At 48.2% G+C, this 23,369-nt stretch carries 18 protein-coding genes and 5 tRNA genes; 4 read left to right on the top strand and 19 right to left on the bottom strand.

The annotated features are described in order from the left end of the window. Positions 1-133: 133 nt before the first annotated feature. Positions 134-2,683 (bottom strand): class I adenylate cyclase, encoded by a 2,550-nt coding sequence (locus M988_RS19830; protein WP_039189819.1) that lies wholly within the window; start codon positions 2,681-2,683, stop codon positions 134-136. A 303-nt stretch (positions 2,684-2,986) separates the two neighbouring features. Between M988_RS19830 and hemC the strand changes: the two genes are divergently transcribed. Genes hemC through hemY form a run of 4 tightly spaced genes read left to right on the top strand, consistent with a single transcriptional unit; the run spans position 2,987 to position 7,091 of the window. After that, a complete protein-coding gene (hemC, locus tag M988_RS19835; RefSeq protein ID WP_039189878.1) occupies positions 2,987-3,946 on the top strand; it encodes a hydroxymethylbilane synthase in 960 nt (319 codons plus the stop codon). Further along, on the top strand, positions 3,943-4,683 hold the full coding sequence (gene hemD / locus M988_RS19840; RefSeq protein ID WP_064575448.1) for a uroporphyrinogen-III synthase: 741 nt from the start codon (positions 3,943-3,945) through the stop codon (positions 4,681-4,683). The genes hemC and hemD overlap by 4 nt, the downstream gene beginning before the upstream one ends. A 21-nt stretch (positions 4,684-4,704) precedes the next feature. Continuing rightward, positions 4,705-5,883: a uroporphyrinogen-III C-methyltransferase gene (gene hemX, locus M988_RS19845; RefSeq protein ID WP_008815842.1), complete on the top strand. Its 1,179-nt coding sequence runs from the start codon at positions 4,705-4,707 to the stop codon at positions 5,881-5,883. 2 nt (positions 5,884-5,885) lie between these two features. Continuing rightward, a complete protein-coding gene (gene hemY, locus M988_RS19850; protein ID WP_039189825.1) occupies positions 5,886-7,091 on the top strand; it encodes a protoheme IX biogenesis protein HemY in 1,206 nt (401 codons plus the stop codon). Between the two features lie 702 nt (positions 7,092-7,793). On the opposite strand, the gene M988_RS19855 is transcribed toward hemY, so the two are convergent. From M988_RS19855 to rho, 18 genes are all read right to left on the bottom strand, one after another. Beyond that, positions 7,794-7,870: transfer RNA gene (locus tag M988_RS19855), tRNA-Pro, on the bottom strand. 92 nt (positions 7,871-7,962) lie between these two features. Beyond that, positions 7,963-8,039: transfer RNA gene (locus tag M988_RS19860), tRNA-Pro, on the bottom strand. An 87-nt stretch (positions 8,040-8,126) separates the two neighbouring features. Further along, a tRNA-Leu gene (locus M988_RS19865) sits at positions 8,127-8,213 on the bottom strand. Positions 8,214-8,228: 15 nt separating this feature from the next. Further along, positions 8,229-8,304 (bottom strand) — tRNA-His (locus M988_RS19870). Between the two features lie 88 nt (positions 8,305-8,392). Next, a tRNA-Arg gene (locus tag M988_RS19875) sits at positions 8,393-8,469 on the bottom strand. A gap of 256 nt (positions 8,470-8,725) precedes the next feature. After that, positions 8,726-9,472 (bottom strand): lipopolysaccharide N-acetylmannosaminouronosyltransferase, encoded by a 747-nt coding sequence (gene wecG / locus M988_RS19880; protein ID WP_039189828.1) that lies wholly within the window; start codon positions 9,470-9,472, stop codon positions 8,726-8,728. Beyond that, positions 9,472-10,848 (bottom strand): ECA oligosaccharide polymerase, encoded by a 1,377-nt coding sequence (wzyE, locus tag M988_RS19885; protein ID WP_008815839.1) that lies wholly within the window; start codon positions 10,846-10,848, stop codon positions 9,472-9,474. The genes wecG and wzyE overlap by 1 nt, the downstream gene beginning before the upstream one ends. Continuing rightward, complete coding sequence (locus M988_RS19890) at positions 10,845-11,930, bottom strand: TDP-N-acetylfucosamine:lipid II N-acetylfucosaminyltransferase (protein ID WP_064575450.1); 1,086 nt, start codon at positions 11,928-11,930, stop codon at positions 10,845-10,847. Before M988_RS19890 ends, wzyE begins: the two co-directional genes overlap by 4 nt. Then, positions 11,927-13,177 (bottom strand): lipid III flippase WzxE, encoded by a 1,251-nt coding sequence (gene wzxE, locus M988_RS19895; protein ID WP_064575452.1) that lies wholly within the window; start codon positions 13,175-13,177, stop codon positions 11,927-11,929. The genes M988_RS19890 and wzxE overlap by 4 nt, the downstream gene beginning before the upstream one ends. After that, positions 13,177-14,307, bottom strand: coding sequence for a dTDP-4-amino-4,6-dideoxygalactose transaminase (rffA, locus tag M988_RS19900; protein WP_039189837.1), 1,131 nt, complete (start codon positions 14,305-14,307; stop codon positions 13,177-13,179). Before rffA ends, wzxE begins: the two co-directional genes overlap by 1 nt. Positions 14,308-14,311: 4 nt before the next feature. Further along, positions 14,312-15,040 carry a dTDP-4-amino-4,6-dideoxy-D-galactose acyltransferase gene (gene rffC, locus M988_RS19905; RefSeq protein WP_064575453.1) on the bottom strand — a complete coding sequence of 243 codons (729 nt, stop codon included), beginning with the start codon at positions 15,038-15,040 and terminating at the stop codon, positions 14,312-14,314. Further along, on the bottom strand, positions 15,018-15,899 hold the full coding sequence (gene rfbA, locus M988_RS19910; protein ID WP_064575455.1) for a glucose-1-phosphate thymidylyltransferase RfbA: 882 nt from the start codon (positions 15,897-15,899) through the stop codon (positions 15,018-15,020). The genes rffC and rfbA overlap by 23 nt, the downstream gene beginning before the upstream one ends. A 76-nt stretch (positions 15,900-15,975) precedes the next feature. Then, positions 15,976-17,046 (bottom strand): dTDP-glucose 4,6-dehydratase, encoded by a 1,071-nt coding sequence (rffG, locus tag M988_RS19915; protein ID WP_211271693.1) that lies wholly within the window; start codon positions 17,044-17,046, stop codon positions 15,976-15,978. Further along, on the bottom strand, positions 17,037-18,299 hold the full coding sequence (wecC, locus tag M988_RS19920) for a UDP-N-acetyl-D-mannosamine dehydrogenase (protein ID WP_064575457.1): 1,263 nt from the start codon (positions 18,297-18,299) through the stop codon (positions 17,037-17,039). The genes rffG and wecC overlap by 10 nt, the downstream gene beginning before the upstream one ends. Next, positions 18,296-19,426, bottom strand: coding sequence for a non-hydrolyzing UDP-N-acetylglucosamine 2-epimerase (wecB, locus tag M988_RS19925; RefSeq protein ID WP_008815832.1), 1,131 nt, complete (start codon positions 19,424-19,426; stop codon positions 18,296-18,298). Before wecB ends, wecC begins: the two co-directional genes overlap by 4 nt. Before the next feature lie 85 nt (positions 19,427-19,511). Then, a complete protein-coding gene (wzzE, locus tag M988_RS19930; RefSeq protein ID WP_008815831.1) occupies positions 19,512-20,561 on the bottom strand; it encodes an ECA polysaccharide chain length modulation protein in 1,050 nt (349 codons plus the stop codon). A gap of 12 nt (positions 20,562-20,573) precedes the next feature. Next, positions 20,574-21,668: a UDP-N-acetylglucosamine--undecaprenyl-phosphate N-acetylglucosaminephosphotransferase gene (gene wecA, locus M988_RS19935; RefSeq protein WP_064575459.1), complete on the bottom strand. Its 1,095-nt coding sequence runs from the start codon at positions 21,666-21,668 to the stop codon at positions 20,574-20,576. A 282-nt stretch (positions 21,669-21,950) separates the two neighbouring features. Further along, positions 21,951-23,210 carry a transcription termination factor Rho gene (gene rho, locus M988_RS19940; protein WP_008815829.1) on the bottom strand — a complete coding sequence of 420 codons (1,260 nt, stop codon included), beginning with the start codon at positions 23,208-23,210 and terminating at the stop codon, positions 21,951-21,953. Positions 23,211-23,369 lie beyond the last annotated feature (159 nt).

Genomic DNA, 23,369 nt, shown 5'->3' on the forward strand with positions numbered 1-23,369 from the left:
ATTATATTTCAAGTATTTCGTATCATTTAAATTGGCTCAATTTCGCCAAAGCAAATAGAATTAATTGTGGCATATGGAATTTAAATAAAATAACGACACAGGTTAGTTTTAATAACACTGTGTCGTTATGTTTTTAATGCAGTTGGAACTGCTGTTTCAGCGGCGTGCCGTCGTTATCGTCGTTCACATTACACTGTGGCAAGGTGTTTGCACGAAACGGCATCACCTGTGAGCGACCATCAACGTTCACGATTTGATAGAATTGCGGCAGGTTAAAGTTGATAAAACTTGAACCATAGGTGAATCGATCGTGCGATGAAGAGTAGAAACGGCTAACATCACGCACCAGTTCTTCCTTACTGCCTTCGCAATGGTGATACACTTCTACGCGATTAGTTTCATCCAGAATATAGATGTTAAATCCTTCGTTATCACCATCTTCGAAGAAGAATTGAATAATCCCTTCGCTTGCGTAGCCATCAACCACCGCTGGCAAATGTACCTGTTCAGTTTCGACCTGAATGGATAAGCCATGCAGTTTGTTATTCGAAATCGCCCCGTAGAACTCAACGGCGTTCTCGAGTTTCTGCACCGAAACGCTTAAGCGCTCAAAGAACAGTCCCCAGGTTTGTCCCGCCACACGCACGGCTTTGAAACGACCTGGCTCGAGGCGAGTACTCGATAAGCGCAAATCAATACATTCAGATACCAACTGCTGCAACCGCGTACGGATCAAACCACGCAGATGCTGGCTATAACACAGAACTTCAACCGACTCCGGTGGCGCCGCGTCCTGATGCATTTTGCCTAAAATCGTTTTCAGCGCTTCCAACACCGCCTGCTCACCGCTGAAGTGCAAGGTACGCACTTCATTCCATGAGTTACGGTACAGCAGGTCGATACTACCGACTAAACATTGCTGTTGCTGCCCAAAACTGAATACGTCCAACTTGCGGAAGTCGAAATGTACCACCTGATTGCGAAACGCCGCCGTTGGATCATTTTCCAAGTTGACGATAATCGCCAGATGACGGATTTCACACGGGCTATACAACGCTTTCGGCGATGGGGCAGGCAAACGTATAGGGAAATGCTGAGACACATCATGAACCAGCTCCTGTAGCTTATTAATATCGCACAGGTTGTTATTGCTCTTGATGTGTAGCTTGGTATCCGCAGTCAGTAATCCATTGAAATACGCCCACGCCACAAGTTTGTTCAGATAGCGGTTATATTCCAGTGGCTGATGGCTGATGATCGTGTCGATAGTCGGCGCTTGATTGTACAAGTACCAACCGGTACGGTTGGCTCGGCCAATCGGTACGTGAATAAAGGTCAGGTTTTTTTCTGATAAATCAGGAGAAATCTGCGGGTTCACCAGTGTGACTTTACCCGGCAATGCCTCAAACGCCGCATAGAGTTTACGGGTGAGCACCCCGATATCCTGCGGGCTGGCGCTTACACTAAGGTTATTTCGACGCGCAAAGCGGATCAGATTGCGGTAACTCTGCATCATGGCATCTAGCAGCTCATTATGCGCTTCGCGAACCCGTTCAATTTTCCAATTAGCGCGATCGTCGAGCACTTCAATACGCTCTTGATCCCAGCCCCAAGATTCGACCAGTTGGCTCAGAATTTCGCGTCGCCAGCCTACACAGGCGCGGCTACGTGATAATTTTTCACACACTTTCAGGTAGAAGCAGCGGCGAGCTAAATCGAGACGCGCAGTATCGTTAATCTGCTCCAGATAATGCGTGACACGCTCTAGCATCATGCAGTAAGGGTCAAGCCCGAAAGAGACTATCTCCCCCTTGTGCAGACGCTGTTTAATCGTGATCGCGAGCAGTTCAGCATTCGGGTATTCCCACGAATAAGCTTCGAGCAACAAGGTTTTCAGCACTGCCTTGTAAGGAGAATCGATGCTTTTATACAGCTGCCACAGACTCGCACCAAAGTACTCTTCAGCGGAAAGTGAGCTGAGACCGCCAAGGTCTAGCCATTCGTTTGGCGTTAACGCGCCCTGAGAGTACAGCGACATGACGTATTCGTCATAGTGTGCTTCTTCTTCGCTTGGCACCATATTCCACAGAATACGCTTGCCCGCTAGACGTACCGCAGTGCGATAGAACTCATCAAGCAAGAGAATATGCTGAGTGGAGCCACAATCTTCCCCGCCTAAACTGCCGCTTTCATTATGGCGGAAACGGTTTTCATCGATTAGGAAGAAGCTGACCTCCACGCCAAGCGATGCAGCCCATTTTTCCAACCGTGTACATTTTTGCTGTAACCGATTGCGCTCATCGCCATCCAACCAAGATTGGTGGCATACCCAAATATCCAAATCCGAACTACAGCTTTGACCGATGGATGAAGTGCTTCCCATTGAGTAAACGCCAGTAATCGGCAGTTGGCCTGGATTATCCGCAGCAATAAAGCCGGGAGAGCGGAGATCGATTTCATGTAAATAGGTTTGCTGATTTTCATCAGGCGTGTAGAAGCAGATGCCATGGGGAACGTTACCATCAAGGTAACCTGGCATCAGAGGGTGGTGGTAATGCAATAAGGTTGGCAGCAGACTGTAAACCTGTTGAAAGGCCGGCCCCATAGCCGCTAAAGCGCGATCAACCCGAAGTTGATTTATCGCATCCAGTCTCTGTTTCAGTGTCTCGATGTAGAGGTACAAGACGTTTCGCCTGATTATTCCAGTGTCTGAGAGAACCCTGTTTCCGTATCTCACCGTTTTTTAGTAAGAAATGTTTTAATAAGAAATTGCTGGAAACGTGATCAATCTAACACCTTGCTGGTTGACCGTAAAGTATGTAAAGCCACACACTTATTGTAGCGCCTTTCTTGTCGTTGATCTTACCGACTATTTCATCCTTTCCCCTTCCCAATTATTTTCCCACTAAACAGCCATCAGGTTCCAGCGCTGCAGGTTTGCTAACAAAATGATAGGATGAAGCATAGGATAAAAATGGATATTCATATGCAAGAAAATACGTCTCAGCCAAACCAGACCCTACGCATTGCCACCAGACAGAGCCCACTGGCACTGTGGCAGGCATATTATGTCCGCGATCATCTGCAAGCACATTGGCCAGATTTGACCGTGGAGTTGGTGCCTATGGTGACTCGCGGCGACGTTCTGCTGGATACTCCGTTGGCAAAAGTAGGCGGCAAAGGCCTGTTTGTGAAAGAACTGGAGCTAGCGTTACTGGATGGGCGTGCCGATATTGCCGTGCATTCAATGAAAGATGTTCCGGTCGCCTTCCCCGAAGGTTTAGGACTCGTCACCATCTGCGAACGCGAAGATCCGCGCGATGCTTTTGTCTCGCCTAAATATGCGCGTTTGGAGGATTTGCCTGAAGGAAGCATCGTTGGCACCTCTAGTCTGCGTCGTCAGTGTCAGCTAAGAGAGATTCGCCCAGACCTCATCGTGCGCGATCTGCGTGGCAACGTGGGAACTCGCTTGGCAAAACTGGATAACGGTGACTATGACGCTATTATTCTGGCCGCTGCGGGTTTAAAACGTTTGGAGCTTGAAGAACGTATCCGCTATGCGCTACCGCCAGAACAATCTCTGCCAGCTGTCGGCCAAGGCGCCGTGGGTATAGAGTGCCGCTTGAATGACACTCGAACCCAAGCGCTACTCGCTCCGCTTAATGATATTGATACAGCCACTCGCGTCAGTGCTGAGCGCGCGATGAATACGCGTTTGGAAGGAGGTTGTCAGGTTCCTATCGGCAGCTATTCTGAACTAAATGGCGATGAAATATGGCTGCGTGCTTTAGTGGGGAAACCCGACGGTACCCTCATTATTCGCGGTGAACGCCGTGGCCCGCGCGCTAAAGCCGCGGAGTTGGGTGTTTCTCTGGCGGAAGAATTACTTGAACGCGGTGCACGGGAAATTCTGGAAGACGTTTATCAAGGGCAAACGCCGCGATGAGTATTTTGGTCACTCGCCCATCACCTGCTGGTGAAGCCCTAGTCAGTAGACTGCGAACGCTGGGGCGAGCGGCCTATCATGTTCCGCTTATCGACTTTACGCCTGGTTCAGGGTTAACAACGTTACCCACCCAACTTCAACGGCTTGCTTCGGGCGATCTGGTTTTCGCCTTATCACAACATGCGGTACGCTATGCCCATCCCTATCTGCAAAGAAACGGAATGACATGGCCCCGTGAGCTCAACTATTTTGCCATTGGACGCCCAACGGCGCTACGCCTGCACACCGCCAGTGGCCTGCCCGTCGGTTATCCACGGCCGCCAGAAACTTCTGAGTCCTTACTACTTCTCCCTGAATTAAGAGACATAGCAGGAAAGCGGGCACTAATATTACGTGGCAACGGTGGTCGAGAGTTATTAGCCGAAACATTGACCCAACGCGGCGTGAACGTAACACTGTGTGAATGTTATCAACGTTGTGCTATCCACTATAATGGTGCTGAACAAAGCGCTCACTGGCAACGGCAAGGGATTTCAACACTCGTCGTGACCAGTGGCGAAATGCTACAACAACTGTATGATTTAGTTCCTGATTACGATCGGATAATGTGGCTATTACATTGCCGTTTGATTGTGGTTAGCGAACGGTTAGCTACCCTCGCTCAGGCATTGGGCTGGAAAGACATTCAGGTAGCTGAAAGTGCTGATAATGACGCGCTGATCCGCGCGCTACAATAACTGACTATGGGAAGTGCCAAGATGACGGAACCGACAACCCCATCCGAAAAGGTTGAGGAAAAGAACACCGCGACTGAACACGAGATCCAGCCAGCATCTAATCTCAACAATAATATCTCCAGTGAGCAGGTCGCTAAAACTGTGAAAAAAGAATCCGCTAAAGGGCCTGTGCTGGGCGCCATTGCCATTGTTTTGGTGATCGCACTCGGTGCTGGTTTATATTATCACGGCCATCAACAGGCCTTGGCGCAACAGGCTGAGAATAATGAACTCAGCGATCAACTGACTGCGCTGCATAACGAGCAGGCACAAGAAAAACTGCGTATCAACGCACTGATCAACCAGCAAAATAAAGCGCTTAGCGTTGCCGATCAATTGCAAACATCTCAATCACAGCAGTTGAAAGAGCTAGAAGCCAAAGTTGCCGCGATTTCAGGTAGTGATGCAAAAAACTGGTTACTCGCTCAGGCTGATTTTCTGGTTAAGCTGGCCGGTCGCAAGTTATGGAGCGATCAGGACGTCACAACCGCCGGTGCGCTGTTGAAAAGCGCCGATGAGAGTTTGGCTGAAATGAACGATCCAAGCCTGATCGATGTACGCCGTGCGCTGACTGAAGATATCTCATCATTAGCGAGCGTCAGCCAAATTGATTTTGATGGCATTATTCTCAAACTGAATCAGCTATCTAACCAAGTTGACGATTTGCGTCTCGCTGACAATAACAGCGATGAGGCCCCGATGGACGAAGATGACGGTGAAGTGTCTAGTTCATTAAACGAATGGCGACAAAATTTGGTGAAAAGCTGGCATAACTTTATGTCTGAGTTTATCACTGTACGTCGCCGCGACAGTAGCGCTGAGCCGCTGCTGGCACCAAACCAAGATGTGTACCTGCGTGAAAACATTCGCTCGCGCTTGCTGGTCGCCGCCCAAGCGGTACCACGCCATCAAAATGAAGTTTATCAGCAGTCCCTTGAAACCGTCTCAACGTGGGTGCGTGCTTACTTCGATGTGAATGACCCCACGACAAAAGCCTTCCTGAGCCAGTTAGATGAGCTTAGTCAGCAGTCTATTAATATGGATGTCCCAACAGAGCTAAAGAGCCAACCACTGTTGGAAAAACTGATGCAAACCCGCGTGCGTAATCTGATGGCGACACCTTCTGTGCCAGCCGCCGCGCCCACAGCACAGGGAGAATAAGCATGCTTAAGGTCTTATTGCTCTTTATAATCCTAATCGCAGGGATTGTATTGGGGCCCATGTTTGCCGGCCATCAGGGCTACGTTTTGATTCAGACGGATACCTACAACATCGAAACTAGCGTTACTGCGCTGGTGATCATGTTGATCCTATTGATTGTTGTGTTATTCGCGATTGAGTGGATACTCCGCCGCGTCTTTCGCACTGGAGCTCGTACACGCGGCTGGTTCGTTGGGCGCAAGCGTACACGTGCGCGTAAGCAAACTCGCGAAGGCTTAATGAAGCTTGCTGAAGGCGACTACACCCAAGTGGAAAAACTGCTTTCCCGCAATGCCGATCACGCAGAACAACCTGTGGTCAACTATTTACTGGCGGCTGAAGCGGCACAGCAGCGCGGTGACGAGCTACGCGTTAATCAGTACTTAGAACGAGCTTCCGAAGTTGCTGACAGCAACCAGCTTCCTGTCGATATCACTCGAGTGCGCATTCAATTGGCTCGTGGTGAAAATCATGCAGCACGCCACGGCGTTGACGCTCTGCTAAATGTTGCACCGCGTCACCCTGAAGTACTTCGTTTGGCAGAGCAGGCGTATGTCAGAACGCAGGCATATCAGTCACTACTTGAGATTTTACCCAGCCTTGCCAAAGCTAATGTTTATAACGATGACGAGATCCAGCAACTACAGCTAAAAGCTTACATCGGCCTGATGAACGAGCGCATGGCTAACGGTGGCAGTCTTGGCCTAAAAAGTTGGTGGAATGACCAGAGTCGCAAAACGCGCCATGAGACCGCTTTGCAAGTCGCAATGATAGAGCATCTCATCGAATGTAACGATCACGATACAGCCCAACAGATTTTAGTTGATGGGCTGAAACGTAAATTCGACGAACGCTTGGTGCTCTTGATGCCAAAACTCAAATCAGGTAACCCTGAACAGTTAGAGAAGCTGTTAAATCAGCAAATTAAGCAACATGGCGCTAGCGCATTGCTCAACAGCACCTTAGGCCAACTATTAATGCGTCACGGCGAGTGGCAGCAGGCCAGCGAAGCCTTCCGTGCTGCGCTTAAACAGCGCCCAGACGCTTACGACTACGCTTGGTTAGCCGATGTGTTAGATAAACTCCATCGTCCTGAAGAGGCCGCTCAGATGCGACGTGATGGCCTATTACTGACGCTAAAGCAAGATCAGCCCGCTAATCCAGCCTAAGCACTACTCGCTCTTCTTCTAAGCCCGCATGATGCGGGCTTTTTTATGCGATTTTTAGGCAAAAAAAAACACCTGCCATAGGGCAAGTGTCTAAAAGGACAATCAGATCTTAGGACAACTGATTGGTGTCTCACTCAACGTTACGCCCGTGGGCTGATGAAGGGTCAAGACCACTATCATCAGGATCGGACAATAGACACCGTAAATTGGCTCTGCATCATTCGGAGGTTTATGAAGCTTTCGCAAACATAAGAAGGTGAATGAGCATCTACGTAGATAATAATGCACTTAGCGTGCCAACTTTTAAAACTAAGCCCTATCCAGCGATATTTTTATACTCAGTGCGCTACAGCAAGCTTGCGCTAGGCAACTTATAAAAGCAGCAGGCGAATCACTCGTCGTCTCGTAGAGACACAGAACCCGTTTACCCATCAATGTGTCGCCCACCAACGACACCTTTCTTCGCAAGAGAAATTCATATTTAAAATCAATTAATTATGAGTCTCAATTAAGAGACATAGCCAATAAGCTATGTCGTTAAAAACCAACATAGTGAAAATTGTTTTATTGACCAAAAGAGTAACAAGGCTGGAATAAGAAGCAGACAGTACTAAAAGTCGAAGCCAAAAGGAAAATATCAGAGGGTTGTTTGAGGAATTTTAAACGAAAAAAAACCCCGCATTGCGGGGTCTTTCTCAAGAGTGGTCGGCGAGAGAGGATTCGAACCTCCGACCCACTGGTCCCAAACCAGTTGCGCTACCAAGCTGCGCTACTCGCCGATGCAATTCTTTTCACCCATAATGCTTAAGTTGCATTAGAGCTTTCTAACTGTCTGAACACGATTTTATTCTACAAATCACATTCAATTAATTGGTCGGCGAGAGAGGATTCGAACCTCCGACCCACTGGTCCCAAACCAGTTGCGCTACCAAGCTGCGCTACTCGCCGATAACTCTGACTTACGCCTAAGAGTTCGTACTACTGAATGACCTCGGTCATTTTACTACTCACAGATTACCAATTCTAGATTGGTTGTGGTGCGAAGAGAGGGACTTGAACCCTCACGTCCGTAAGGACACTAACACCTGAAGCTAGCGCGTCTACCAATTCCGCCACCTTCGCAATGCCACTTAAATCTGGGGTGGCTAATGGGACTCGAACCCACGACAACTGGAATCACAATCCAGGGCTCTACCAACTGAGCTATAGCCACCATCAATTCTTATAACGCGGTATCGTATTTTGTACTGCATACCACCGCAGCTCTTGCACACAAAGCTTCGTAAAGCTCTTTAAAAAACTGGTGCGCCCGACAGGATTCGAACCTGAGACCTCTGCCTCCGGAGGGCAGCGCTCTATCCAGCTGAGCTACGGGCGCTTAGCGCCGTTGCGGGAACGGATATTACGGACTTGGTGCCATGCTGTCTAGTGCTTTTTGTCATAAATATTGCGTTTGATTAGACTTTGCGCATTCTGACGCAAATGTCGACGCTTTACCCTACGACTTCTATCAAATCATCACTGTTTATCAGCTATCGATGATTTATTTCCCCAACGCGTTAACAAATAAACATACTGAAGATAGCGAATAGAGATAAGGCATTAAGGGGCAAAAAGCCCCTTTGGTCTACACGCTATAAACGCCCGCCGTAGTAATACCCTAAAAACTTAAGCAACTTGAACTGACGACGCCAACGCGTTGGCTGAGCTAATAAACGGTATAGCCACTCCAGCCCAAGATTCTGCCATACCTTAGGCGCACGTTTGACATGCCCAGTGAAAACATCGTAAGTACCGCCAACCCCCATATACAGCGCACCAGGATAGACGTTACGACAGTCACGCATCAAGATTTCCTGTTTTGGCGATCCCATTGCTACCGTCACTATTTTTGCACCACTTGCGCGGATACGTTCAAACAAGGCAGTACGTTCTTCCGGTTTAAAGTAACCATCTTGGCTACCTACAATATTAACATTCCACTGCTGACGTAGCTTGGCTTCGGTTTCAGCCAAAATTTCAGGTTTGCCGCCGATAAGGAAAACAGGCGTTCCCTTCTCTCCCGCGCGCTGCATTAACGCTTCCCAGAGATCAGCCCCTGCAACGCGACTAAGTTGAGCTCCTGGGTATTTGCGGCGAATAGCACGAACCATGCTGATGCCATCGCAATACTTATATTCGGCTGCATCGATCAAATCGCGAAGAGGCTTATCGACCTCAGCGGTCATCACTTTCTCAGCGTTAATTGCCACCAAAGTACCGGTTTTCAGTTCGCCGTCATCAAACAGGTGCTCAAGAAACTGTGGCATATCACGGAAGCCCCAAAGCTCGATGCCTCTAATGTCATATTTAGGGATGGGGTTCGTCGTCTGCATGTTCATTATCCTTGTAAAACTTTTCTTGCGGGAGACGTCACTCGAGGCATACGGCTCCGGCGAACTCGCTGCCGAATCAAACCAGCGCTATCAAACAGCCAATAAAGTAGTTTTGCGATCAACAGACACAATCCAAATATCAGGCAGAAAAACACCACGCGTGATACGAAAGAGTCCATTCCCTCTCGGGCTAGTACGATAATGTTGAACACAGCGCCGAAACAGAATGCCTGCATTATCGCTGCCTTATAACGGTTGGCCTCACGCTTGCCTTTTTCATATAGCCAATCAAACCATTTGATAATCAGACCTACAGCTATCGCTCCCAACGGGATAAAAGCGACTCCGCCCATCACAACCAGAGAACCAATCAGCGTTGGAGAAATAGCTAAACCAGAATGGTTGTTAAGTACTTCCCAGGTGAAATAATTGGCGGTGTTGAATACTTGGTCGGGACGTCCCGGCCACATCCAGCTTGGAATGAAGACGTAGAAGTCGCGGATAATCGGCGCTAGGCCTTGGAAATCAATCTTGTCGTAGTTTTGCAGCAACAACCCGAGATTCTCCCACGGGGAGAAAGTATCTCGCGTCAGATATAGGAAGGTATAAAACGCTTCATCGCCGCTCACGTTCATGCCATAGCGTTTTAGCGCCAGCCAGAACATACCAACAATACCTAGTACACCAGCAGCAGCCAGCATCCACAACGTTATCCAGCCACGTACAATGCCAATGAACAAGAACAGAGCAAAGGCAATGATGATGTTGGCACGAGTTCCGCCGACAATCACATAGGTTAAAATACCAAACGCCACGGTGCTAACGAGGAAAAACAACCAAGCTCGCTGATCCTGCTTAAGGAAATAGACCACTAGCATGGCCGGAATAAAGAAGTAGAAGAAACGCTTAAGCGCCACGCCCGAGACATCACTAGAGAAAATTTGGCTGTATGAATGCAGCTTAAATAATAAGAAGCCGTTATTCATAAAGAACACGCCGACGGTGCCAATAGCGATCAACGCTAACAGGATCCACGTCAGGTGCGCTTCAACCCGATTAATGCTAAACATCGAACGCTCGGTTTGAACCTTTTGAACCGGCCTTAGACGTGTTTTATAGGTTACATAATAGATGGCATAAAACGCCGTGGCCGAAAGCTGAGCATAAAGCAGATACTCAACGGGCACGACCGTGACATCAAAGCGGAAAACCAGCATACATGTCAGCGGGAAGCCAAAATAAAACGTGAGTAAAAACAATAGGGAAAAGAACACGTTGAAGTTAAAGCGAACGCGGCGAAATTCCTTGTATGTCAGGAATAAAACAAACACTACCGAGAAGAAATAGACTAACGATAAGCCGCCTAACTGCGCCAGAGTCATACATGTTCCCCTGCGGCAATTTCCAAGGCCTGCTGCCAACCATCAATGTAGTTTGGATTAAAAAATGCGATCTGGCTTTTATCAACGACATTCATCTGGCGCTGTGCTTCACGTGCAACATTTGCGTCGAGAGAATCGCCGTAGAACAGTACCGGCAGATGCTGCTCAGCTAAATCCTGCCAGAATGGGTTTTTGCGGCTCAACACAAACGGCACGCCAAACTGGATCAGCAAACATAACGTGCCAATTCCCTGCTGACGATTAAAGATGAAATAGCCCAAATCACAGCGACGCAGGATATCCAGATAGTCAGCAAAAGCCACCTGCTGTGTCAAAAGCTGCACATTCTCTGCAGGGAATAACTGCTCTGCCGCCTGTTTAACCTGAGCGATATACTCGGCGTTATTGGCGGGATACCCCATTGGGATAATGATGCGGTTGTCTGTACCAAATTGCTCTTTGATCGCTTCCAGCGCTTCTCTGTGGCGATTGGTCCGATCACCCGAATTCCCAACCAGAATAGTCAGTGGGCCATTCACCGATTTTTGGGGGTTCTCCAGCGTAAGCGCGGGATCCATACGCGTCGGAAAATAGAGCAATGAGGCCGGTACTCGAGGGTGGCGTTGCTGATAATGAATCAGATCGCCGCGAGTAGCGAATACGTGCCCCACTCGTCCCTGTGCCACACGGCGCAATTGGTAGAATAAGCGAAATTTCCAACTGGTGGCGTCCTCATACAGATCCGCCCCCCACGCATGCCATGCAACCTGTGAAGATTTAATCTTCCCAGTAAGCAAAGCAATCCAGAGCGTGGGATTAAATTGCCCATGCATAAAGAAGCGCACTGAACGATCGGCTTTGGCTCGTGCGATAACCGCCTCAGCCAAGGTTTTTTTATCCGGCCAAACGGTAATATCAAGCTGCTCGAATGCGCTAAACGCCGAAGCATCACGCGCTGCAACCATAAAGTGCCGAGCTTGTTCTTTTGGCACGCGTTCACTCAACACATCGTTAAAGAAGCGCAGTACGGTCAGGTTATGGTGTGGGATATCCGATCCCAGAACGTGAATCAGTGTCGTCATGCCCGTCTACGATAAATCAAGAATACAGATGTACAGAGCAGGAAATAGACGATGTAAGTCGCCATATATGCCTGCGCTGCTCCAAGAGCGCCATGCTGCGGAATGAGCCAATGAGAGAAACCGGTGAGCAAGATAAACTGGCTCACCTCAGTCATGACATAAAAGCGCAGCGATGCTTTGGCGATCACGAGATAGCCAAAGACATAGGAACCCACTTTCAATACATCGCCAACCAACTGCCATGCGAACAAATCGCGCATCGCAATAAACTTATTGGAGAATAACAGCCAAATAGCAAAGTCCCGCAGCAACCAAACGGTAAAACTGGCCGCTGCCACCGCAGGCAAAACAAACAGGAGCGAGCGGCTGATTTCGCGGCTAATGTCATGTTTACTCACCAATCGCGACAATGTTGGCAACAGATATACGCTGAATGAAGCGGTAATAAACTGCAGATAGGCATCAGAAATGCTGCTGACCCCTTGCCAAATTCCCACTTCATCCCAGCTATAGTACCGTGCCAGCAAGTTTCGCATCATCACGTAAGCAACCGGCAGCGTTACCGATGTGATCAACGCCATAATGGTGAACTTGCCGAGATTGCTGGCAATCGCCTTGTCCCAACCCAAGCGAAAATAGCTCAGCGGTATATGTCGACGCTTAAACAGCATGAAGCTCGCAGGGATCACTACAATAGCTGGAACCAACGCTAAACCCGCCAACGCGCCAGGATAACCGCCAAACGCATAACAGAAATAATACGCGATGACACCCAGTAAACTACCGCCGATGATGGAGAGCGCGTTACCACGCGCATCACGAAAGCCTTTCAATACCGCCATAAAGAAGTTGGCGTAGGCAATGCCCATCTGGATAAAAGCGACTGCGCGCACAATCGGTTGATAGTCCGCATGGCCAAACAAACCAACGCTTATTGGTTCAGCCGCGAGCAGGAATACCACCGCCAACAAGGTGGAGAAGCCCAGAATCATACTGGACGAAGTCCCCACCACCGCCTTTAAGCGCTCAGGTTGTTGATGATACTCAGCCACATACTTGGTGATGCCGTTAAAAATACCCGCACCTGAGAGAACACCGAGCACGGTAACCATCTGACGAAAATTTCCCGCCTGCCCAACACCGCTAGGGCCAAAAGAGACCGCCAGCAGCTTAACGACCAGCAGCCCTACCCCAATTTTGATCAGGGTAGAGCCGGCCGTCCATAAAGATGCTTTTGCTAATGACATCAGCCAAAGAAACTCTGAATAGTGCTAATCACCGTACGTTGGTTAACGTCAGACATATTATAGAACAGCGGTAAACGTGCTAAACGCTCGCTTTCTTTGGTGGTATATACGTCTTTACCTTCAAAACGGCCAAAACGCTCACCTGCAGGGCACTCATGCAGAGGGATGTAATGGAATACCGACATGATTTCAGCTTCTTTAAGATAGTTAATGAAGTCTGAACGCTGATCGATATCACGCAGTTTCAGATAGAACATATGCGCGTTTTGCTGGCAATCATTCGGTACCGATGGCAGCTCAACTTTGCCTTTTTGGGCTAATGGCAGGAACGCATCATAATAATTCTGCCATAGCTGCAAACGACGTTGGTTGATCTTCTCTGCGGCTTCTAACTGCGCCCACAGGTAAGCAGCCTGTAGGTCAGACATCAAATAGCTGGAACCAATATCACGCCAGGTATACTTGTCCACTAAGCCACGGAAGAACTGGCTACGGTTAGTTCCTTTTTCGCGAATAATCTCCGCACGCTCAATCAATGCAGGATCGTTAATCAGCGTCGCGCCACCTTCACCACCCGCGGTGTAATTCTTGGTTTCATGGAAGCTAAAACAACCGATGTGGCCAATTGAGCCCAGCGCTTTGCCTTTGTAAGTTGACATCACGCCTTGAGCGGCATCTTCAACCACAAACAAATTATATTTCTTCGCCAACGCCATAATAGTGTCCATTTCACAGGCTACGCCCGCGTAGTGAACCGGCACAATAGCGCGAGTTTTATCGGTAATAGCGGCTTCAATTTTGGTTTCATCAATATTCATCGTATCTGGACGCAAATCGACAAACACCACTTTCGCACCGCGCAACACAAAGGCATTGGCTGTAGAAACAAAGGTAAAGCTTGGCATAATGACTTCATCGTCAGGCTGAATATCCAGCAGCAAAGCAGCCATTTCTAACGAAGCAGTACAAGAAGGCGTTAACAGCACCTTGGCGCTGCCAAAACGTTGCTCCATCCACTGCTGGCAACGGCGAGTAAAACCACCGTCCCCGCACAGCTTGCCGCTGCTCATAGCGGCCTGCATATACTCAAGTTCTGTCCCTACAACGGGAGGCGCGTTAAATGGAATCATGTGTTCACCTGTATAGCCAGTAGGCCGAGCTTTCAATCACGGCACCGCTGCGAATATAAAGCCGTAAAGCCGGAATGTTTCCCGTTTGTGTTGCAACATGCAGACACGAAAGGTTGTTATCCCGACACCAATTCTGTGCCAGCTGCATAAGCTGTTTTCCAATCCCTAAGCCTGCCGCTTCTGGAGCAACGGCAAGTAGACCGATTCTGGCCTCTCCATTAGCAAGAGCGCGTAGCGTAACGAATCCAGCAGGCTTCATTTGCGTATTGAGCACCAACAAGCATTGATGGTCAAAGGTTCCTAGGACCGCTTTTTCCACCCACTCGGCATAAAAACGAGCGCTGTCGCCAGCTTGATACCAAGGGGCTCGAAAACGGCTAAGCGCAAAAGCCTGCGCAGCCTGTGCTCTGAGCCAAGGGATATCCTCAGGCATGGCAATACGACTGCCAAAAATAGTCGTCCCTGCGCTATTTGCATTTCTTGTGCCAATCTGTTCAAGTCCGGTGGAAAGCGATAAATCTATTTCCCCCTCAACCAACCTGAAACCGAGGTTCGCTAAGTCATCCGCCAATACCAATTGATTGGCAGGAATTTTAGCCTGCACAATATCAAACGGCTGAAGATCAGCCGTTGTTAGTTGTGGAGCCGTCGATGAAAAAGCCAATTTTGCGCTACGGAGCTGAAAATATTCACTCTCCCACGCTAAGGGCTCAATATTGGCGCGGACGCACATGTAATAGATCCATTAGGTATTTGCCATAGCCAGTTTTAGCCAGCTTTTGTGCCGCGTATTTAACACCGTCATCATCAAGCCAACCATTGCGCCACGCAATTTCCTCTAAACACGCGATCTTGAAGCCTTGACGCTTCTCGACCGTTTGAACGAAAGTACTGGCTTCAATGAGGCTGTCGTGTGTACCAGTGTCTAACCACGCAAACCCTCGGCCCAGCAACTCGACATTGAGTTCGCCACGTTCCAGATACATTTGGTTGATACTGGTAATTTCCAACTCACCACGCGAGGAAGGTTTAACTTGCTTTGCAATATCAACAACTTGGTCATCGTAGAAGTAAAGTCCCGTCACAGCCCAATTAGACTTGGGTTTCTCCGGTTTTTCTTCAATAGACAAAGCGCGGAATTCATCATCGAACTCAACCACACCAAAACGTTCAGGATCCATGACCTGATAACCAAATACCGTTGCGCCATGTTGGCGCTTAGCCACATTGCGTAATTTTGGACTGAAACCCTGACCAAAATAGATATTATCTCCAAGCACTAAACAGGAAGTATCACCACCGATAAATTCTTCGCCGATCAAGAATGCCTGAGCTAATCCATCTGGGTTTGGTTGTTCCGCGTAGCTCAGGCTAATACCAAACTCTTCACCGCTGCCCAGCAAACGTCGAAATGAAGGCAAGTCTTCTGGGGTTGATATAATCAGAATATCTCGGATCCCTGCCAGCATCAGTACTGACAGTGGATAATAAATCATTGGCTTATCATAAATTGGCAACAGCTGCTTAGATACACCACGAGTAATTGGGTGTAAACGGGTACCCGACCCACCAGCAAGGACTATTCCTTTCATAAAATCATGCCTTTCATGATATCTCCTTAGTGAAACAGCCGATAAAAAACTGTTTGCCACCAGTGGTGGAGAAAAGTTACTGCAATCCTAAACGCTCACCAGCATAAGAGCCATCTTGCACGCGTTTCCACCAAGACTCATTGGCTAGGTACCACTCAACCGTTTTGCGGATACCGCTTTCAAAGGTTTCCTGTGGTCGCCATCCCAGTTCGCGTTCAATCTTGGCGGCATCAATCGCGTAACGCATGTCATGTCCAGGGCGGTCCGTTACGTAGGTAATCAGATCGGTATAATGCCCAACGCCATCTGGTTTGCTCGGAACCAGCTCCTCGAGAAGCGTGCAAACAGTTTTCACTACGTCAATATTCTTACGCTCGTTATGACCACCGATGTTATAGGTTTCACCGATAACACCTTCAGTCACCACCAGATACAGTGCTCGAGCATGATCTTCAACGTATAGCCAATCACGGATCTGCGCGCCATTGCCATACACCGGCAACGGCTTCCCTGCTAATGCGTTGAGAATAATCAACGGGATCAGCTTTTCTGGGAAATGGTATGGGCCATAGTTGTTGGAGCAATTAGTCACAATGGTTGGGAAACCATAGGTACGCAGCCAAGCGCGTACCAAGTGATCGCTGGATGCCTTAGAGGCAGAGTATGGGCTGCTTGGGGCATATGGCGTCGTTTCAGTGAAGAAATCGTCAGTGCCATGCAAATCGCCATATACTTCATCGGTGGAAATATGATGGAAACGGAAAGCGCTTTTACGCTGCTCGTCCAGTCCATTCCAGTATTGGCGAGCTGCTTCCAAGATCGTATAGGTGCCTACGATGTTAGTTTCAATAAAAGCGGCAGGACCATCAATAGAGCGATCAACGTGGCTTTCCGCAGCCAAGTGCATCACGTAGTCTGGCTGATATTGGGCAAATACCCGATCGAGTTCGGTACGATTGCAAATATCTACTTGCTCAAATGCATAGCGATCGCTATCAGAAACCGGAGTCAACGACTCTAGATTGCCGGCATAGGTCAGCTTATCCACGACCACAACGCTGTTGTTAGTATCAGCAATAATATGGCGCACCACGGCGGAACCAATAAAACCAGCACCGCCGGTTACAAGAATACGCTTCACTGCCATACCCCTTTAGTATCGACAATATAGGACTGAGTCACTTGCGCGGCTGGAATCGCTTTAAACTGCTTGTGATCGACCAGCATGACAATCACATCCGCCTGACGTAGTGCGTCTGCGGTAGTGACCAAATCAGCGTGACCAATTAACTTTTTCGGCAACTGCTCAATATTCGGCTCAACAACCAACGTTTGTCCCGCATGCCATTCAGCAATCATATGAGCGATTTCCATCGCTGGGCTTTCGCGCAGATCGTCAATATCGGGCTTAAAGGCTAAACCGAAACAGGCAATTTTAATCTCAGCGGCTCGCTTACCAGACTGGGACAAGCAATCGGCAACCGCGGCTTTAACGCAGTCAACCACCCAAATAGGTTTGCCATCATTCACCAGACGTGCGGTATGGATCAAACGTGCTTGCTGTGGATTCTGAGATACGATAAACCATGGGTCGACGGCGATACAGTGGCCACCGACGCCTGGACCGGGCTGTAAAATATTGACTCGAGGATGGCGATTCGCCAACGCGATCAGCTCCCATACATTAATGCCTTGAGTATCGCAAATCAGCGAAAGCTCGTTAGCAAATGCAATGTTGACATCACGGAAGCTGTTTTCCGTCAATTTACACATCTCGGCAGTGCGGGAATTGGTCACCACACATTCGCCTTCGAGGAAAATCTTGTAAAGCTCACTAGCTCGGGCTGAACATTTTGGCGTCATCCCGCCGATCACGCGATCATTTTGAATCAGTTCAACCATCACTTTTCCCGGCAAGACACGCTCTGGGCAATAAGCAATATTCACATCGGCAGATTCACCGGCCTGATGCGGAAAACTCAAATCTGGGCGAGATTCTGCCAGCCATGCCACCATTTGTTCTGTAGCACCCACGGGGGATGTAGACTCTAGGATGACCAGATCGCCTTTTTTCAGCACGGGGGCTATCGATTTGGCTGCAGACTCGACATAAACCATATCCGGTTCATGATCGCCTTTAAACGGGGTTGGGACTGCGATCAAAAATGCATCTGCGGCTTCAGGCGTTGTCACTGCACGCAGGAAACCGCCGTCAACGGCCTGTTTAACCACTTTATCAAGATCAGGCTCAACAATATGGATTGCACCGCGATTAATCGTATCTACAGCATGTTGGTTCACATCCACGCCAATCACTTTTTTCTGGCGCGAGGAGAATGCAGCCGCAGTTGGCAGACCGATATAACCCAGACCAATAACAGAGATAGTTTCAAAACTCATAACGTCACCTGATGATTTTTTAATGCTTCAAGGATTCGTTGGCAGGCATGTCCGTCGCCATACGGGTTATGTGCTCGGCTCATCGCATGATATTCCTCATCATCCGTTAGCAACCGACTGACCTGTTCCAATATCTTTTTAGTATCTGTTCCAACTAAACGTACTGTCCCTGCCGTAACAGCTTCAGGACGTTCAGTGGTATCTCGCATAACCAATACAGGTTTTCCGAGAGAAGGCGCTTCTTCCTGAATACCACCGGAGTCCGTTAGGATCATATAGGCGTGATTCATGAGATAGACAAACGGCAGATAGTCTTGAGGCTCAATGAGAATAACGTTATCGATGCCGCGTAAAATACGGTTAACAGGTTCGCTGACGTTCGGGTTCAGATGCACAGGATATACAACCTGTACATCAGGATGAGAACGGGCGATTTCAGCTAAGGCGCTACAGATACGCTCAAAACCACCTCCAAAACTTTCTCGACGATGTCCCGTAACCAAAATCAGCTTTTTCGTTTTATCTAGGAACGGATAGCGAAGGTCTAGACTTTTTTTCAGTTCTTCATTGCCCAACACACGATCGCGAACCCAAATCAACGCATCAATGACGGTATTACCTGTGATAAAAATATTTGTATCTGAGATGGCTTCTCTGATGAGGTTCTGCTTTGAAGTTTCCGTCGGGGCAAAATGGAACATAGCCATATGACCGGTCAATGTTCGGTTCGCCTCTTCCGGCCATGGAGAATACAGATTCCCGGTTCTCAGCCCCGCTTCAACGTGACCGACGGGAATACGCTGATAAAAGGCAGCCAAGCTGGCGGCCATGGTCGTCGTCGTATCACCGTGAACTAATACTACGTCAGGTTTGAAATCCTCCAATACCGGCTTCAAACCTTCCAGAATGCGACAAGTTATTTCACTGAGTCCCTGGCCAGGTCTCATAATATTCAGGTCATAATCAGGCGTAATTTCAAATAAGTTTAGTACCTGATCCAACATCTCACGATGCTGAGCTGTTACGCAGACTTTCGCCTCAAAGGCACTATCCTTTGCCAAAGCATGAACCAGCGGAGCCATTTTAATGGCCTCAGGACGGGTTCCAAATACAGTCAATACTTTCACTGTAGATCTCTTTTTATCAGTAAATTACGGCCATCAGCCGTAGTTTGGGCACCTTCCGGTGCCCAATAGGATGAATTCAGATAACTTACGGGCGAGTTCGTCTCACTAACGCCACCCCAGCGCCGACTAAAGCGCCGATAGCTCCCCACATCACGAGCATAAAGCCTCGGCGTGGACTATCGCGTTTAACCGGTTCTTCCGGTGTGCGAAGATAACGATAGGTCTGGAATTTGCTATCCAATGTTGGTCCAACATTGAGCGTATTGAGCATCGCGCGATTTTGATCATAATCCAGATCGTAGCTTGGTCCTGATGCCTGAAGTGCTTCTAAACGAGCCTGCAGCATAGGGCGGCCTAACATAAACAAATCCGCTGCAGGCAGTTGCTCTGCTGGAGTATCAGTGCGAGAACTGCTAATACCCTGCTGCTGTGCGATCTTTAATCCTTGCTCAAGCCCCTTAACCTCTCGCTGATAAATGGCGGAGGCCACTTCTTCTTGGCGTTTCACCTGCGCTTTGAGAGAAATAGTACGAGCAGCCCACGCGCCCTGAATCTCTTCATTCAAATGGCTAGCTGCTTGCTGACTGGCAAAATCAACATATTGTCGTAGCAACGTATTCGCATCTGCTGCCGTCTCTGCGATTAATTTGACGCTATCATTGGTTTTTTTCGCATCGTCGCGGGGAATGAACACAATGTTATTCACCATCTCATCCAGCAAGGCTGCATCAGCTTTAACATCGCCCTCTTTGCGTTCTTGGTAATATTTGCTCTTTAGCCAGAAATCGCGACGAGTATCATACGCCGCTAATTGCATAATGAACTCATTATAGGCTTCATCAGCAATACTGGGCTCAAGTGTCTGGTTACCGCCAATTCGTTGATCAAGATTGCGTAAAAACTGCTGCTGAGAATAATAACCGCCCAACAGATTTACCGTCGGCTTATCAGTGATAGCGGTAGCACTCCACTCCTGCTTCATCAGAAAAGAAACAAGTATCGCAACGATAGCAAAAGCGGCAGCTACACCAATTATCCAAGCCTTGCCCTGCCAAAGGGTGCGGCACAAACCGCGAATATCCAACTCGTTTTCAACGGGCATTTCGTTCTGGTTCGACATTGTCTCAATTTCCATCACTACATCAGGTTAAGCTTTTTTGCGCTGCGCCGCGTTACGGAGTCGCCGCTTCATACGCTTAATATAACGGGCTACACGCCACGCGCGTTTTATACAATATCCGTACATGAAAAATGCAAGCAAGAATAATGCCAACATTACCCATTCAGGCATAAATTGTAACCTTTCGCCTAATACGCCAATTGCCGCCAACAGTGCCGCAGCGACAGTGATAAGAACGAAAGCCTGACGGGAGGTAAAGCCGGCACGCATAATCAAATGATGAATATGCTGGCGATCTGGTGAGAAAGGGCTCATTCCTTTGCGCAATCTGCGATACATGATGGCAATCATATCCATCAGTGGGATCGCTATCATCCAAAGCGCCGTCACCGGATTCATCGGATGTGATTTTCCCTGAGTGCTCTGCAACAGGATCCAAATCACCGTGAAACCGATCAGGGTACTACCCGCATCGCCCATAAAGACTTTATAACGGCGCCCCAAAATCCCAAGGTTTAGCACGATGTAAGGTAAGATTGCCGCAATAATAGCGAAACACCATAGCGCTAAATCTCCTTGGTGATCCTGAAAAAGCAGAATCCCCATGGCGGCAAAGGTCACACAAGATAACCCGCCCAGCAGGCCATCGATCCCATCCACCATATTGAACGCATTGATGGCGGCCCAAACGGCAAACAGAGTGACGACATAGCCAAATGGCCCAAGATTTAGCTCCCACGGGCCTAACACATGCCCCAAGGTCATGAGATATAAGCCGCCGTAAACCATCATGGCAATGGCGATCAATGCCTGTACCGTTGCTCGGAATTTCACACTGATATCAAATCGGTCATCCAATGCACCGACCAGCACTAAGATGCCTGCACAAATCAGGTAAAGCTTCGCATGGGGTATATACGGCTGGAAGAAGAGGAAAGTAAAACAAATACCCGCGTAAACAGAAATACCGCCGACCAAAGGTATCAACCCTTGATGGCGTTTACGATAGTTCGGCTTATCTACTAGCCCTATTTTTTTTGCAACTTTCCGAGCAAAAAACAAGAACGCAAATGAGAATAGGAAGATAAGGAGAAGACTCATACTCATATCGAGTAAATTCACGGTTAACTGCTCTCTGTTCTTATTGCCAACAAAAGAATTAGTTTGCTAAACAACGCTATAACAACCTATATCCCATGGATAGTACACCGCACTAAAAGCTAAATACATCCCAAATAGACTCAATTGTTAACCTCGCACTTAAAATGTCTGTGCTAAAACAATAGTCCTCATTTAGAAAAGTATGCGATGCGCGCTCCTATATTTTAATCAACAATCGTATCCGTTAAATGAGAAAAACGCCATGTTATCTCTAACATGGCGTTTCCCCGAGTTTTCTGGCTATTACGAACGTTTCATCATATCGAAGAAATCATCGTTCGTTTTTGTCATCGCAAGCTTATTGATGAGGAACTCCATGGCATCAATCTCACCCATAGGATGAATAATCTTACGCAGAATCCACATTTTCTGCAGCTCTTCAGACGTGGTCAAAAGCTCTTCTTTACGAGTACCAGAACGGTTGTAATCAATCGCAGGGAACACGCGTTTTTCCGCAATTTTACGGGAAAGATGCAGTTCCATGTTGCCGGTACCTTTAAATTCTTCATAGATGACTTCATCCATTTTAGAACCGGTATCAACTAATGCGGTGGCAATGATTGTCAGGCTACCGCCCTCTTCCACGTTACGTGCAGCACCGAAGAAGCGCTTTGGACGATGCAGGGCGTTAGCATCTACACCACCGGTCAACACTTTACCTGACGCTGGAACAACGGTGTTGTAGGCACGAGCCAAACGGGTGATAGAGTCCAGAAGAATAATAACGTCTTTCTTATGTTCAACCAGACGCTTGGCTTTTTCGATAACCATTTCAGCAACCTGAACGTGGCGAGATGCTGGTTCGTCAAAGGTAGAAGCAATAACTTCACCTTTCACCAATCGCTGCATCTCGGTAACTTCTTCTGGACGTTCGTCGATAAGAAGAACCATCAAAGTACAGTCAGGGTGGTTATAAGCGATGCTCTGTGCAATGTTTTGCAGCAGCATCGTTTTACCCGCTTTCGGTGGCGCCACGATCAGACCACGTTGACCACGACCGATCGGAGATGCCAAATCCAAGACACGAGCCGTCAAATCTTCAGTGGAACCATTGCCGCGTTCCATACGAAGACGAGAGTTTGCATGTAAAGGAGTAAGGTTTTCGAACAGAATTTTACTGCGGGCGTTTTCTGGTTTGTCGTAGTTAACTTCGTTAACTTTTAACAGGGCAAAATAACGTTCACCTTCTTTAGGAGGACGGATTTTACCGGAAATAGTATCGCCAGTGCGAAGGTTGAAACGGCGGATTTGGCTTGGAGAAACATAGATATCATCAGGGCCTGCTAGGTAGGAACTATCGCCTGAACGGAGGAAACCAAATCCGTCCTGCAATATTTCTAGCACCCCATCACCGAAGATATCTTCGCCGCTTTTTGCATGTTGTTTCAGGATTGCAAAAATAATGTCCTGTTTGCGCATACGAGCCAGATTCTCTAGGCCCATGTTTTCGCCGAGAGTAATTAGCTCAGAGACCGGCGTATTCTTTAATTCGGTAAGATTCATAATGGTGGGTTCTTTAAACTCGGGGTATATCTCGAACGTATTGTGAATGGTATGACAGGGGTCATCCATGCCTGTTTGTGGACTTTCATAGCACCCAGTATGGATTACAGCGCGGATAAATCGCACCCATGCCAAAAGATTGCAGATCCAATTCGCGTG

This window comes from Hafnia paralvei ATCC 29927, from assembly GCF_001655005.1.
In the GTDB taxonomy this organism is placed as follows: domain Bacteria; phylum Pseudomonadota; class Gammaproteobacteria; order Enterobacterales; family Enterobacteriaceae; genus Hafnia; species Hafnia paralvei.